Origin of the sequence: Kosakonia sp. 1610 (assembly GCF_050435845.1) — a bacterium.
GTDB classification, from domain to species: Bacteria; Pseudomonadota; Gammaproteobacteria; order Enterobacterales; family Enterobacteriaceae; genus Kosakonia; species Kosakonia cowanii.
This window is the reverse complement of sequence record NZ_JBNDKZ010000002.1, coordinates 300,530-314,622: the sequence shown is the minus strand read 5'-3', so window position 1 is coordinate 314,622 and position 14,093 is coordinate 300,530. Positions and strand designations below refer to the sequence as shown.

The 14,093-nt window shown below is 57.2% G+C and carries 9 protein-coding genes; 4 read left to right on the top strand and 5 right to left on the bottom strand.

Going from position 1 to position 14,093, the window contains the following annotated elements; genetic code table 11:
* Nucleotides 1-132: 132 nt before the first annotated feature.
* From ABIC80_RS09435 to moeA, 4 genes are all read right to left on the bottom strand, one after another.
* The gene (locus ABIC80_RS09435) at nt 133-2,565 is read right to left on the bottom strand and encodes a formate C-acetyltransferase/glycerol dehydratase family glycyl radical enzyme (protein WP_429176774.1); all 2,433 of its coding nucleotides are present in this window, start codon (nt 2,563-2,565) and stop codon (nt 133-135) included.
* Between the two features lie 4 nt (nt 2,566-2,569).
* Nucleotides 2,570-3,469, bottom strand: a complete 900-nt coding sequence (locus ABIC80_RS09430) for a glycyl-radical enzyme activating protein (protein ID WP_429176772.1) — start codon at nt 3,467-3,469, stop codon at nt 2,570-2,572.
* A gap of 206 nt (nt 3,470-3,675) precedes the next feature.
* On the bottom strand, nt 3,676-4,446 hold the full coding sequence (moeB, locus tag ABIC80_RS09425; protein ID WP_413310812.1) for a molybdopterin-synthase adenylyltransferase MoeB: 771 nt from the start codon (nt 4,444-4,446) through the stop codon (nt 3,676-3,678).
* A gap of 2 nt (nt 4,447-4,448) precedes the next feature.
* Nucleotides 4,449-5,681 carry a molybdopterin molybdotransferase MoeA gene (gene moeA / locus ABIC80_RS09420; RefSeq protein ID WP_429176769.1) on the bottom strand — a complete coding sequence of 411 codons (1,233 nt, stop codon included), beginning with the start codon at nt 5,679-5,681 and terminating at the stop codon, nt 4,449-4,451.
* A gap of 170 nt (nt 5,682-5,851) precedes the next feature.
* Here moeA and gsiA point away from each other — a divergent pair, with 170 nt between their 5' ends.
* Genes gsiA through gsiD form a run of 4 tightly spaced genes read left to right on the top strand, consistent with a single transcriptional unit; the run spans nt 5,852 to nt 11,179 of the window.
* The gene (gsiA, locus tag ABIC80_RS09415) at nt 5,852-7,723 is read left to right on the top strand and encodes a glutathione ABC transporter ATP-binding protein GsiA (protein ID WP_429176766.1); all 1,872 of its coding nucleotides are present in this window, start codon (nt 5,852-5,854) and stop codon (nt 7,721-7,723) included.
* Nucleotides 7,724-7,756: 33 nt separating this feature from the next.
* Nucleotides 7,757-9,295, top strand: coding sequence for a glutathione ABC transporter substrate-binding protein GsiB (gene gsiB / locus ABIC80_RS09410; RefSeq protein ID WP_200579267.1), 1,539 nt, complete (start codon nt 7,757-7,759; stop codon nt 9,293-9,295).
* 49 nt (nt 9,296-9,344) lie between these two features.
* Nucleotides 9,345-10,265, top strand: a complete 921-nt coding sequence (gene gsiC, locus ABIC80_RS09405) for a glutathione ABC transporter permease GsiC (RefSeq protein ID WP_200579268.1) — start codon at nt 9,345-9,347, stop codon at nt 10,263-10,265.
* 2 nt (nt 10,266-10,267) lie between these two features.
* Complete coding sequence (gene gsiD / locus ABIC80_RS09400; RefSeq protein WP_034813897.1) at nt 10,268-11,179, top strand: glutathione ABC transporter permease GsiD; 912 nt, start codon at nt 10,268-10,270, stop codon at nt 11,177-11,179.
* 501 nt (nt 11,180-11,680) lie between these two features.
* Here the strand turns inward: gsiD and ABIC80_RS09395 are convergent.
* Entirely contained in the window at nt 11,681-14,080 is a 2,400-nt protein-coding gene (locus tag ABIC80_RS09395; RefSeq protein WP_429176764.1) for an adenosine deaminase, read from the bottom strand.
* Between the last annotated feature and the right edge of the window lie 13 nt (nt 14,081-14,093).

Here is a 14,093-nt window from a genome sequence, read left to right as displayed (position 1 = left end):
GCCGCAGGTGTGTTGGCTGCGGTGGCTTACCCCGGTCATTTACTTTTTGTAAACTCCCGGGGATGCGCCACCTTGCCGCCTTCCTGCGATTCGAAATACTTGGTTAAAGCGGAATGGTTTCAAACCTTAACATCACAACGTATGTTCGGTGCGGGCAATAATATCGTCCTGCGCATCCGGCGACAGGGCGGTGAAAAACGCCGAGTAACCGGCAACGCGCACCACCAAATCACGATACTGATTCGGGTGCTGCTTCGCGGCCAGCAGCGTTTCGCGCGAGACAATGTTGTACTGAATATGCCACCCCTTATGTACCTCAAAAAAGGTACGCAGCAGCGCCATCAGCTTCTGTCGGTCGCCGTCATTTTCCAGCGTCGAGGGGTTAAGTTTCTGGTTAAGCAGCACGCCGCCGAGGATGGCGCCAACCGGCAGTTTGCCGACGGAGTTGATCACCGCCGTCGGCCCAAGATGGTCGGTACCGGAGGCCGGGCTTGCCCCCTCTGCCAGCGGCGTATGGGCTTTGCGCCCGTCCGGCGTGGCCATGGTTGCCGCGCCAAACGGCACGTTGGCGGAGATCGACGAGGTACCAGCGTAATATTTGCCGCCAATCGGCCCACGCCCGTAACGCGGGTTATGATACTGCTTCAGCTCGTCGATATAGGTCTGATACGCGCGCACCAGCAGGGCATCAACGCTCTCATCATCATTGCCATACTTCGGCGCGCTGTTGATAAGCCGCTGGCGAAGCTGCTCATGGCTCAGGCCGTCGAAATCTGCCGCCAGCGCTGCGGCTAGCTGCTGTTGACCGATAAGGCCTTGCTCAAACACTAACTTTTTCACCGCCGCGAGACTGTTACCAAGATTGGCGATGCCCACCTGCAGGCCGGAGACCCAGTCATACTTCGCACCGCCCTGTTTGATGCTCTTCGCCCGCTCAATGCAGTCGTCGACCAGCGCCGAGCAGAGGATATCCGGCACGTTCTCCTCCAGCATGGTGTCGACCACATACTCAATCTCAATCGATTTGCGCGTGTAGTAGCGGATCTGCCGGTCCCATGCCGCTGTCACGTCATCAAAATGGCGGAAGTTGCCTGCCGACAGCGCCTCGTTTTGCGCCAGGAAAACTTCGCCACTGGTGGCGTCGCGCCCGCCCTCCAGCGCCGCCAGCATCACGCGGGCGAAGTTGATAAAACTCATGCCGGTGCAGCGGTAGCCCCATTTGCCGCCGACGGCGGTTTCGATACAGCCAATCGCCGCGTAGTCGTACGCATCGGCAGGCTCCACGCCCAGCGCGATAAAGGCCGGAATGACAATCTCATCGTTATTAAATGCTGGCATGCCAAACCCGCAGCGGATCACCTGTACGCAGGCCTCAAGAAAATCGTCACTCATCCCGGCGTGATAGCGCACGCTGAGGTTGGGCTGCGTGGAGCGCAACCGCCCGCAGGATTCGAGGATGGCGTAAGAGAGCGGGTTAACCGCGTCATGGATCTGGCCGTTGTGCCACACCTGCCCGCCGATGGTGACATTCTGGTAGAGCGGGCTGCCCGCCGAGGCTTTCGAGTGGCTGCCGGAGCGGATTTTGTTCACCTCCAGCAGCTTCAGCCAGCAGCTCTGCAACAGCTCAATGCCCTGCTCGCGGTGCAGCGTCTGTTGCAGCTCGACATCGCGACGCCAAAAAGGGTAGAGGTACTGATCCATTCGGCCAAACGACACGGAATGGCCGTTGGATTCAATCTGCAACAGTAGCTGGATAAAGTAGCAGAGTTGCAGTGCCTGCCAGAAGGTGCGCGGCGGCTGGTGGGCAATAAGCTCACAGTTCTCGGCGATAGCCAGCAGTTCGTAGCGGCGGCTTTCGCGCGGCTCGTCGGCCGCCATCGTGTGCGCAAGGTCAGCAAAACGCACAATATGCAGGCTGACGGCCTCAAGCACGATATCAATCGCTTTCAGGAACTGCTCGCCGTGCAGATCCGCAAGCTGCGTCAAATCAATCCGCGTGCGGCGCTCGCGCACCTGCTCACGCAGGCCATCCAGCCCTTTTGCCAGCAGCAGCGGGAAATTCACCGCCAGGTGCGCATCGCCGGAGGTCATATTGCCTTCGGCTTTGATAATGCCGCTCGCCAGCAATGCTTTTTGTTCGTCGGTAAACATGCCGTAGCAGCGATCCTGCACCGTCTGGCCGCGCCACCACGGGCAGACTTCATGCAGAACGCGCTTATTCGCTTCGCTGACCGCAAAGCCCGCGCCGGGGCGATCCGCCAGCTCATCAATCTCTTTCTCGATCCACGAAACGGTGTACTCGGGGAAGATCGGCGCGGCGCGTACTTCGCTTGCCTGGTTGCCGATAATCAGCTCGTCATGTTTGATCCAGATAGTGCGCTGCGCCAGGTGATGGGCTAACGCCAGCGCGCGGCGCACCGGCAGTGGCTTATCCATATGCTGCTGGTAAATTTGCGTGTAGTGCAGCGCGCGTTCGGTGCAGATCGGCGGTTTTACAATCGAGATCAGCGCCTGTTTATGCGCGCGGATGCGCTCAGGCAGCGTGTTGAGTTGCATCAGAGTCATAATCTTATCCTCGCAGTGTCGTCGCCAGCCCTTTCTGGCGGGCAAATGCCGCGGCGAATGCCAGCAGTTCAGGGTCGTCGAGCGGTTTTTCAGGGGCGGTATAGGGTTCGCCGAGCAGCTCAAACTTCTGCATGCCCAGCGTGTGATAGGGCAGAAAGTGGATCTCGCCGACGCGCAACTGGTCGGCCGCAAAATTAGTAATGGCTTCAATGGAGGCTTTATCGGCGTTAAAGCCAGGGATCAGCGGCACGCGAATAATCATCTTTTTCCCGGCGCGGGCGAGGCGTTGCAGATTATCGAGCACGCGCGCGGCAGAGCCGTTCGTCCAGGCACGAAAGGCATTCTCATCGACATGTTTAAGATCGGCGAGAAAGAGATCCACCCACGGCAGTGAGGGTTCGATATAACGCCACGGCACGTGCAGGCAGGTCTCAACGGCGGTATGGATGCCGTGCAGATGGCTTTCGCGCAGCAGCGCTTCTGAAAGTTCGGGGTGCATAAAGGGCTCGCCGCCGGAGAGGGTCACGCCACCGCCGCTGCGATCGTAAAAGGGTTTGTCGCGCAGCACCGTCGCCATCATCTCCGCCACGGATTTCTCCTCGCCACAGACACTCAGCGCTTCGGTCGGGCAGCAGCCGGTGAGGGCATCCAGCGCTGCGTCGGTGATCTTTTCACGCTGGATCAAGAGATGATTTTGCGCGCGTTCGATTACCGCAGGCGCGGCGCGCTGGCACAAATCGCAGCCTGCAAGGCAGAGGCGCGGGTCAAACAGCAGGTCGCGCGAGCGGCTACGGCTTTCCGGGTTCTGGCACCAGCGGCAGCGCAGCGGGCACCCTTTCAGAAACACCACCGTGCGGATGCCGGGGCCGTCATGGGTTGAGTAGCGCTGAATATTGAAAATCATCGACCATCTCCACATATTTCATATGGAGATTAAATAACTTTCGAATGAAAGTTGCTGTGATGAGGTTCGCGGTTTATGCCTTGTGCCCGACAGAGAAATTGCCGGGTGGCGCTGCGCTTACCCGGCCTACAAAACCGCCACCATCCGGCAAAAAGACGCCCGCAGACCCGTAGGCCGGATAAGGCGTTTACGCCGCCATCCGGCAATTAAGCCGCGGGCGGTGCGCCATCGCCGCACACTTCACACTGCGGGTTACGCATAAGCTTCATCTCGCGGAACTGGCACTGCATCGCATCGTACATCACGATCTTGCCCGCGGCGGGCGTGCCGTAATGGGTCAACACCTTAATCGCTTCCATCGCCTGCATCGATCCGATAACGCCGACCAGCGGCGCCATCACGCCTGCTTCCACGCAGGTCAGCGCATTCTCGCCAAACAGGCGGCTCAGACAGCGATAGCAGGGCGCGCCGTCCGCCCAGGTAAAGACGCTGATCTGCCCCTCCATGCGGATCGCCGCGCCGGAGACCAGCGGCACTTTATGCTGAAAACAGCCGGCGTTGAGCTGGTTGCGGATCGCCACATTGTCAGTGCAATCCAGCACCAGATCGTGCGCGGCAATCTGCGCGAACAGCGCCGCTTCATCAAGCAGCGCATTAATGGTGACATACTCGACATGCGGGTTGATACGCAGCAGCGACTCGCGGGCAGAGTCCACTTTAGCGCGACCGATATCCGCATCGCCGTGCAGCGTCTGGCGCTGCAGGTTTGACAGCGCCACCGTATCGAAATCGAGCAGCGTCATGGTGCCTGCGCCCGCCGCCGCCAGATATTGCGCTGCCGCGCAGCCAAGGCCGCCAAGCCCGACCACCAGTACGCGCGCGGCTTTTAACCGCTCCTGGCCGTCAAAATCGAACCCACGCAGAGTAATCTGCCGGTTGTAGCGCATCATCTCGCTGTCGCTGAGCTCTTCTGCCATCGTCAGCCTCCGAAGAGATGGTTAAACATCTCCACATCCACCCATTCGCCCGCCGCCACGTTGCCGCGCTCGCGCTCGAGCACCACAAAGCAGTTGCCCTGGCTGAAGGAGCTGAAAATATGCGAGCCCTGATGACCAGTAGTGCGCACTTCAAGCGTGCCATCTTCGCCGCGGCTGACAATCCCGCGCTGGAAATCGAGACGCCCCGGCGACTTTTTCAGCCCGCCGATAACGCGCGCGCGAAAACGCAGCGGCGTGACATCCGCGCCATTGCCGCTCAGTTTCGCCAGCAGCGGCAGCACCAGTTGGTAGAAGGTTAATGTGGCAGAGACCGGGTTGCCCGGCAGGCCGCAGAACCAGCTCTTTGTTAGCTTGCCGAACGCAAAGGGCTTGCCCGGTTTGATCGCCAGCTTCCAGAAGGCGATTTCCCCCAGCTCATCAAGAATGGTTTTGGTGTAGTCCGCTTCGCCCACCGACACGCCGCCGGTGCTGATCACCACGTCCGCCTGGCTGTCGGCGGCAATAAAGGTGTCGCGCAGTTTCTGCGGATCGTCCGGCACAATCCCGAGGTTAATCACCTCATAACCAAGCTGTTCCAGCATCAGGTGGACTGAAAGGCGGTTAGTGTCATAAATCTGCCCGTCAGCCAGCGGCTGGCCCGGCAGTTGCAGTTCATCACCGGTGGAGAAGAGCGCCACGCGCACTTTGCGCACCACGCTCACTTCAGCAATGCCGAGCGAAGCGAGCACCGGCAGCTCGGCGGCGGTCAGTTTTGTGCCCGCCGTAAAGACGCTGGCGCCTTTGGCGATATCTTCGCCCGCGCGGCGAATGTTCTGGTTGGCGCGCACCTCAGCGGTAAAACGGATGCCGTCGTCGGTCTGCTCCGTCTGCTCCTGCATCACCACCGCCTCGCAGCCCGCGGGGATCGGTGCGCCGGTCATAATGCGTATGCAGGTGCCTTGCGGCCACTCGCCGCTAAAGGGCTGCCCGGCAAAAGCTTTGCCTGCTACCGGCAGCGCGTTGCCGCTGTTGAGATCCGCCAGCCGCACGGCGTAGCCGTCCATCGCCGAGTTATCAAAACCGGGGACATTCAGTGGGGAGATAACATCTTGCGCGACTACGCGGCCAAAACAGGCGAGCAGCGGCAGGGTTTCTTGCTCAGTGAGCGGTGAAATGCGTGACAGCATTTTCGACAGCGCCGTCTCCAGCGAGATCAGGCCATTTGCAGATTCCATAATTTCTATCCAGTCAACGCGAGAAGCGGCCATTATGGCAGAAAAGGGGAGGGGTCAATATGACTTGCGTCTACCTCATTGTTATCACATTGCTTTACATCGTTGTAACGACTTCCTATATTCAGAAATCGTCTTTCCCAAAGGCAGCAATCGTAAAAAAGGAGAGTGGGGTGTCGCAAGGCTTTGAACCAGAGGCAGACGTGGTTCTTGACGTCAGCAATCTGAATATCGCATTTAGCCATGAGAAGCAGCTTACCCCGGTGGTACGTAACCTCTCTTTTAATCTGAAACGGGGCGAAACGCTGGCGATTGTCGGCGAATCTGGCTCCGGGAAGTCGGTTACCGCGCTCTCGCTGCTCAAGTTGATTGAGCAGGCGGGCGGCGAAGTGAACTGCGATCATATCTGCCTGACGCGGCGCAACCGCCAGAAGGTCGATATCAACACGCTCTCCTCCTCGCAGATGCGCAGCGTGCGCGGGGCGGATATCGCGATGATTTTCCAGGAGCCGATGACCTCGCTCAACCCGGTTTTCCCGGTTGGTGAGCAGATTGCCGAGTCGATTCGCCTCCATCAGAAACTGGGCCGTGAGCAGGCGATGCGCGAAGCGCGGCGTATGCTCGACCTGGTGCGTATTCCCGAAGCGCAATCCGTTCTCTCCAGTTTTCCCCATCAGCTCTCCGGCGGCATGCGCCAGCGGGTGATGATCGCCATGGCGCTCTCCTGTCGCCCGGCGGTGCTGATTGCCGATGAGCCAACCACCGCGCTGGATGTCACGATTCAGGCGCAGATTTTGCAGCTTATCGCCGTGCTGCAAAAAGAGATGTCGATGGGGGTGATCTTTATTACCCACGATATGGGCGTGGTCGCGGATATCGCCGATCGTGTGCTGGTGATGAACCAGGGCGAAGCGGTGGAGACTGGCAGCGTCGAGTGCGTCTTCCGCGACCCGCAGCACCCCTATACCAAAGCGCTGTTGGCGGCAGTGCCGAAGCTTGGCGCGATGAACGGCAGCGATCTGCCGCGCCGCTTCCCGCTCATCTCGGCGAAAAACCCGCAGGTGCAGGAGCCGGAAACGGAGCAGGATACCGTGGTGCCCGGCGAGCCGATTTTGCAGGTTCGCGATCTGGTGGCGCGCTTCCCCCTGCGCGGCGGCTTGCTTAATCGCATCACCAAAGAGGTGCATGCGGTGGAGGGCATCAGCTTCGATCTCTGGCCCGGCGAAACGCTGGCAATTGTCGGCGAATCAGGCAGCGGAAAATCGACCACCGGACGCGCGCTACTGCGGCTGGTGGAGAGCCAGGGCGGCTCGATTACCTTTAACGGCGAGCGCATCGACACCCTGCCGGATCACAAGATGAAGCTGGTGCGCCGCGATATTCAGTTTATTTTTCAGGATCCGTATGCCTCGCTCGATCCGCGCCAGACGGTGGGCGATTCGATTATTGAGCCGCTGCGCGTGCACAATCTTCTCGGCAAAGTGGAAGCCCACCAGCGCGTGGAGTGGCTGCTGGAGCGCGTCGGGCTGAAGCCGGAGCATGCCTGGCGCTATCCGCACGAGTTTTCCGGCGGCCAGCGCCAGCGTATTTGCATCGCCCGCGCGCTGGCGCTGAACCCGCGCGTGGTGGTGGCCGATGAGTCCGTTTCGGCGCTGGATGTCTCGATTCGCGCGCAGATCATCAATTTGCTGCTCGATCTGCAGCGCGAGTTGGGGATCGCGTTTCTCTTTATCTCCCATGATATGGCGGTCGTGGAGCGGATCAGCCACCGTGTGGCGGTGATGTATCTCGGGCAGATCGTTGAGATTGGCCCGCGCCGCGCGGTGTTTGAAAACCCGCAGCACCCCTATACCCGCAAGCTGATGTCGGCGGTGCCGGTGGCCGATCCTGCCCACCAGCCGCCGCAGCGGGTGCTCTTATCCGATGATATGCCGAGTAACATTCGTAAACGCGGGGAAACAATGCAGCGCGTACAGCTGCAAAACGTGGGGCCGGGTCACTTCGTCGCCAGAACGACGCCCGGCAGCACGCAGTCGCGTTTTTAATTGATGACAGACAGGGTTTTTCAGGAGAGCAGCATGACAGAGATCATTTCCCGACACTGGCGGGCCGTTGCAGGCGTGGTTGTCGCGCTGACCGCCCTCCCGGCATTTGCCGCGAAAGATGTGGTGGTAGCGGTCGGTTCCAACTTCACCACCCTCGATCCCTATGACGCCAACGATACGCTCTCGCAGGCAGTCGCTAAGTCTTTCTATCAGGGACTGTTTGGCCTCGATAAAGAGATGAAGCTGGTCAATGTGCTGGCAGAGGGTTACACCGTCTCCGACGACGGGCTGGTCTACACCATCAAGCTGCGCAAAGGGGTGAAGTTCCAGGACGGGACCGATTTTAACGCCGAAGCGGTAAAAGCAAACCTCGACCGCGCCAGCAACCCGGCGAACAGCCTTAAGCGCTACAACCTTTATAAAAACATCGCCAGCACCGAGGCGGTCGATGAGAGCACGGTGAAGATCACCCTCAAGCAGCCCTTCTCGGCGTTTATCAATATCCTCGCCCACCCGGCGTCGGCGATGATTTCACCGGCGGCGCTGAAAAAATATGGCAAAGAGATCGGCTTCCACCCGGTCGGCACCGGCCCCTATACGCTGGACGCATGGAACCAGACCGATTTTGTGAAGGTGAAAAAGTTTGCTGGCTACTGGCAGCAAGGCCTGCCGAAGCTGGACTCCATCACCTGGCGCCCGGTGGTGGATAACAACACCCGCGCGGCGATGTTGCAGACCGGCGAGGCGCAGTTCGCCTTCCCCATCCCCTACGAGCAGGCGGCGGTGCTGAAACGAAACAGTAAGCTGGAGCTGGTCACCAGCCCGTCGATTATGCAGCGCTACATCAGCATGAACGTGACGCAAAAGCCGTTCGACAACCCGAAAGTGCGCGAGGCGATCAACTACGCCATTAACCGCCAGGCGCTGGTGAAAGTGGCGTTTGCCGGTTTTGCCACGCCAGCGACCGGTGTATTGCCGCCGACTATCGCCTATTCACAGAGCTATCAACCCTGGCCGTACGATCCGGCTAAAGCGCGCGAGCTGCTGAAAGAGGCGGGCTATCCGCAGGGCTTCACCACCACGCTCTGGTCTTCCCATAATCACAGCACCGCGCAGAAGGTGCTGCAATTTACCCAGCAGCAGCTGGCGCAGGTGGGGATCAAAGTGCAGGTGACGGCGATGGATGCCGGGCAGCGCGCGGCGGAAGTGGAGGCGAAAGGGCAGAAGCAGAGCGGGGTGCGTATGTTCTATACCGGCTGGACCTCTTCGACCGGAGAAGCGGACTGGGCGCTCTCGCCGCTGTTTGCCTCATGGAACTGGCCGCCAACCCAGTTCAATACCGCCTTCTACAGCAACCCGCAGGTGGATAAGGATCTGGCCGACGCATTGAAAACCACCAGCACAGATGAAAAAGCGCGGCTCTATAAAGAGGCGCAGGATATCCTCTGGAAAGAGTCGCCGTGGGTGCCGCTGGTGGTTGAGAAGCTGGTTTCCGCTCATAACAAAAAGCTGACCGGTTTTTACATCATGCCGGATACCGGCTTTAGTTTTGATAACGCCGATTTGCAATAGATAACTCACGCCGCCTTGCTGAGCTGGGGGCGGAGTGAGGGAAGATGAGATGCTGAATTATATTATTAAACGCTTGCTGGGCCTGATTCCGACGCTGCTGATTGTGGCCGTGCTGGTGTTTCTGTTTGTCCACCTGCTGCCGGGCGATCCGGCGCGCCTGATTGCCGGGCCGGAAGCGGATGCCGAGGTAATTGAGCTGGTGCGTCGACAGCTCGGGCTGGATCAGCCGCTGTGGTTGCAGTTCTGGCACTACGTCACCAGCGTGTTGCAGGGGGATTTCGGCGTGTCGATGGCGTCGCGCCGCCCGGTGGTGGAAGAGATTGCCAGCCGCTTTATGCCGACCTTCCTGCTCACCCTTACCAGCATGCTGTGGGCGATGCTGTTTGGGCTGGGCGCGGGTATCGCCGCCGCCGTGTGGCGCAACCGCTGGCCCGATCATCTGGGGATGGCGGTGGCGGTGACGGGGCTTTCGTTCCCGGCCTTTGCGCTCGGCATGCTGCTGATGCAGGTCTTCTCCGTTGAGCTGGGCTGGCTGCCAACCGTTGGCGCGGAGAGCTGGCAACACTATATTCTGCCGTCGCTGACCCTTGGCGCGGCGGTGGCGGCGGTGATGGCGCGCTTTACCCGCGCCTCCTTCGTCGAGGTGCTCAATGAGGACTATATGCGCACCGCGCGGGCAAAAGGGGTCAGCGAAAAGTGGGTGATCCTCAAGCACGGCCTGCGCAATGCCATGATCCCGGTGGTGACGATGATGGGGCTGCAGTTTGGCTTCCTGCTCGGCGGGTCGATCGTGGTGGAGAAGGTCTTCAACTGGCCGGGGCTCGGGCGTTTGCTGGTCGATTCGGTGGAGATGCGCGACTACCCGGTGATTCAGGCGGAAGTGCTGCTCTTCTCGCTGGAGTTTATTCTTATCAACTTAGTGGTGGATGTTCTCTACGCCGCCCTTAATCCCGCTATCAGGTACAAGTAAGGATGCGATTGTTAAACTGGCGTCGACAGGCGATTTTAAATGCCATGCCCACGGTAAAACCGGGTCATGTGCGCACTCCGTGGCATGAGTTCTGGCGGCGCTTCTGCCGTCAGCCCGTGGCCATGACCGCCGGGCTGTTTGTCCTGCTGCTGATCCTGCTGGCGGTGATTGCGCCGTGGATCGCCCCCTTTGATGCGGAGAACTACTTCGATTATGACCGGCTGAACGAGGGGCCATCTCTGGTGCACTGGTTCGGCGTAGACTCGCTCGGGCGCGATATCTTTAGCCGCGTGCTGGTGGGCGCGCAGATCTCGCTGGCGGCGGGTGTTTTCGCGGTGCTGATTGGCGCGGCGATCGGCACGGTGCTGGGGCTGCTGGCGGGTTACTACGAAGGGTGGTGGGATCGCATCATTATGCGCATCTGCGATGTGCTGTTCGCCTTTCCCGGTATTCTGCTGGCGATTGCTGTCGTTGCGGTTATGGGCAGCGGTATGGCGAATGTGATTATCGCCGTAGCGGTCTTCTCGGTGCCAGCGTTTGCCCGGCTGGTGCGCGGCAATACGCTGGTGCTGAAACAGCAAACCTTTATTGAGTCGGCGCGCAGTATCGGTGCCAGCGATGCGGTGATCCTCTTCCACCATATTTTGCCGGGCACGGTCTCCTCCATCGTGGTCTATTTCACCATGCGCATTGGCACCTCGATTATCTCAGCGGCCAGCCTCTCGTTCCTTGGCCTCGGTGCTCAGCCACCGACGCCGGAGTGGGGCGCAATGCTTAACGAAGCCCGCGCGGATATGGTGATTGCTCCGCATGTGGCGCTCTTCCCGTCGCTGGCGATTTTCGTCACGGTGCTGGCTTTTAATTTGCTGGGAGACGGGCTGCGCGACGCGCTGGACCCGAAAATTAAGGGGTGATCAGGGGGAGTTAATAAAACTAACGCGGGCACCAAATAATTGAGATGAGATTTAATGAAGGTCCGCTCTGAGCGAGGAGCGGAAGTTAACGTTTAAAGCAGCGAGCGGCAAAGCAGTCCGATTTACTTATTTTGTTATGTGCCGAACTCATTGTGCGTTCTGGGTATCCGGTGTGCCCGTCTAATTGTTCGCTAACTATTGTAACTCATTAAGACTTATGCAATTGATAAATAGCCATAATTTATGGGCCTTGGCTGTGTGGCACTGTAGGCCCAAGGCCATTTGTGGGCGATATCAATAGTTTCTTGTATACAGATTACAATGAAAGGACATATGCACAGACGACAAGTCCCTCTCCCAGACTAACAAGAAAAATGCTCATCAGGAGTTAAATGCCGACCGAGAAACATATTTCCCCCAGCCCCGCGACAGTATCGTATCGAGAGATACCAATGAGCACAGCGCGTCTTGAACAACCACAGAATCCTCAATGTATACTGGCTAGCTGACATCATGAAAGCGATAAATCCGCCCATTCTCGTTCATCTCTGCCACCTTTCTCAAAGCCTCCGCTGGCGACAAGCCGAACTTTCGGGTTAACACAACGAACAGATGATAGAACTCGGATTTCAAATCCGCGGCGAAGATCCCCGGATCATCAGATCCAAGACAAATAGACATAGGAACATCACCTTCAATCGCCTCACCCGGCAAGCCCATCCAGCGAAAGATATGATGCTCGCTGACATCTCGATACTGACTGATACGGGTATTGCTGGTCGGAGGGCATTCTATCGCAATGTTTCGGTCTGCCATTTTTGCCATAACGGCTTGTTGTAAAGCAACAACCGCTTCATCTGGCAAATATTCTAGGGTAACTTCAACATATTCAGCACGCTGCTTTCGTATATTGTCAGATGTAAGCCATAGCTTATACAACTTCAGCGGCCTTTTCATACCCGCAGTTTTAGCCAACTCTCTGGCGCGCTCGTACTCTTCCAACCAGAGGGATTTGGGTTTTAATGGTCCATTTAGCTCACCCAGCAGGCCTTCCGATTCCGCCAACATCCCCCGCATTTCAAATACTTGATCAAGGGTGGTAATCGAGACTTCTTCTTCCAGCGAAAACACCTTATGCGCCAAACGAACAGCTTCAATCGCTGCATCACTGGCGTAACGCAGTAGTTCCGGATGACTTCGAAGTTCCCGCCAGATAAATACCAAATCGAGCAATCGCGTCTCTTTGGTCATGGATAAAGACAATGGCAAAGAGCGTTTCCAGATGTCAGGTGTGATGCCAATCGCCGTGCAGTGACCAAGACGGTCGCCATTACGCAATGGCAAAAACCTCAAGGCATCATCAATGGATCGAATACCACTGATCAGATGCGGGAAGTCCTCGCCAACATGATAGGTAAAATGAGCAATACCTGATTTTGCTAGCACCCGGAACAAGGGGGCAAACAACTCCGGTGGCGCATGCATCTCATTAGCTGCGGCATCCACTCCTCGAATCCATCCAGTCAGGCGCGGTTCATACTTCAGCATGTCCATCAGATTAGCTGCCTGATTCTTCAGGTCCTTGAATAGCAATGCGTAAGGATAGACCTCACCATTTTTTGGCTTTCTTTTGATAAAATGCGGGACTAGCGCCAGCTCTACACACTTGCCATGAGGTTCAATTAGTTCGAGATTATCGAGCACTTGCGACATAGTCAGCGGCTTTTCATGCACCCATTCCAGAGACATATGAGCACTCAGGTATTCCCAATACCCCCTTAACATACTGAAGAGCAGATTTTGCATTTTGCTGGGGTCGCTCTTTGGGGCAAAACGTCCTTCCAGATAACGCACCTGAGAGTACACACCAGAACCATGGGCATGTTTAAAACGAGACAAATAAGATTTCTCGGTTTCCTCCCTCAGCTCTGTCATGGTGTAATTCTGGAACTGATCAAAACCGAAAAAATCGTCTCGCTGAACCAGTAAGGTCAGGTACTGATTCTGAATTAGAAGGTAAATCCAAAGCAGTCGTTCCAATCCTTCGGGCGCACCATACCGCCATTTTTCGAACAACCCGATTAGCCAGCGAAATTCAGACTCCTGACTGTATTTGTCGTCTGTTGGCCAAACTGTCGCAAATCCATACTCCTGGCCATGATGCAGAATCGTGCTATCCGCCAACTGCTGCGGGTTCTGAATTGATACAATCCACTCTGGCAACTCCACGCCCTGAGCGACCCGACAAAGAATTTCGCGAATATTGCTGGCGATCTGCAAACGATCCTTAAAGATTTTAGGTGTCAGAGAGGAGTCAATCTGGGCGCAAAGTTGTTTCATCTCTTGAGATACCCAGCCCTTCTCGAAATCTCTGACGCTCAATTCTGGGTGCTTGAGTGCATCCAGCCAACACTCTTCCGCACTGGTACTGCCATTCAGATGTTGGTGAGTTTCGTGTAGGTGTTCACGGGTAATGTAGTCCTCAACCGTTGGATGATATGGATATAAAGGCCAGCGAAAGCTATATTCCTGACTGGCAGGCCCAGAGTTAAATACCTGATGACACGCCATAATTGGCAGGCACGAAACTCGGCTCATCAGCGTTTGCCATTCCGAGAACAAAGGTAGGTCGATTTTGGGGCCTCCTTTTTCGTTTTTAATAAACTTTTCAGCTATCTGGCGTAAGGTTGCTACTGGGCCGAGATTCATATTCCGCTGTTTGATTTGCTGCACTAAAGATGACCAAGCCGATTTGCCGACATGATCAGGCAAACTACGCACTCGTTCGTATTGAGCAAGGAACACCGATGACTCCACCCGCTCATCAAGTGATACCTCATCCAAAGAGACGGTGCTCAGCCTATGCAACAGCACTGTTGAGTTAAGAAGAAACCTTTCCATACCCAATCCTTAT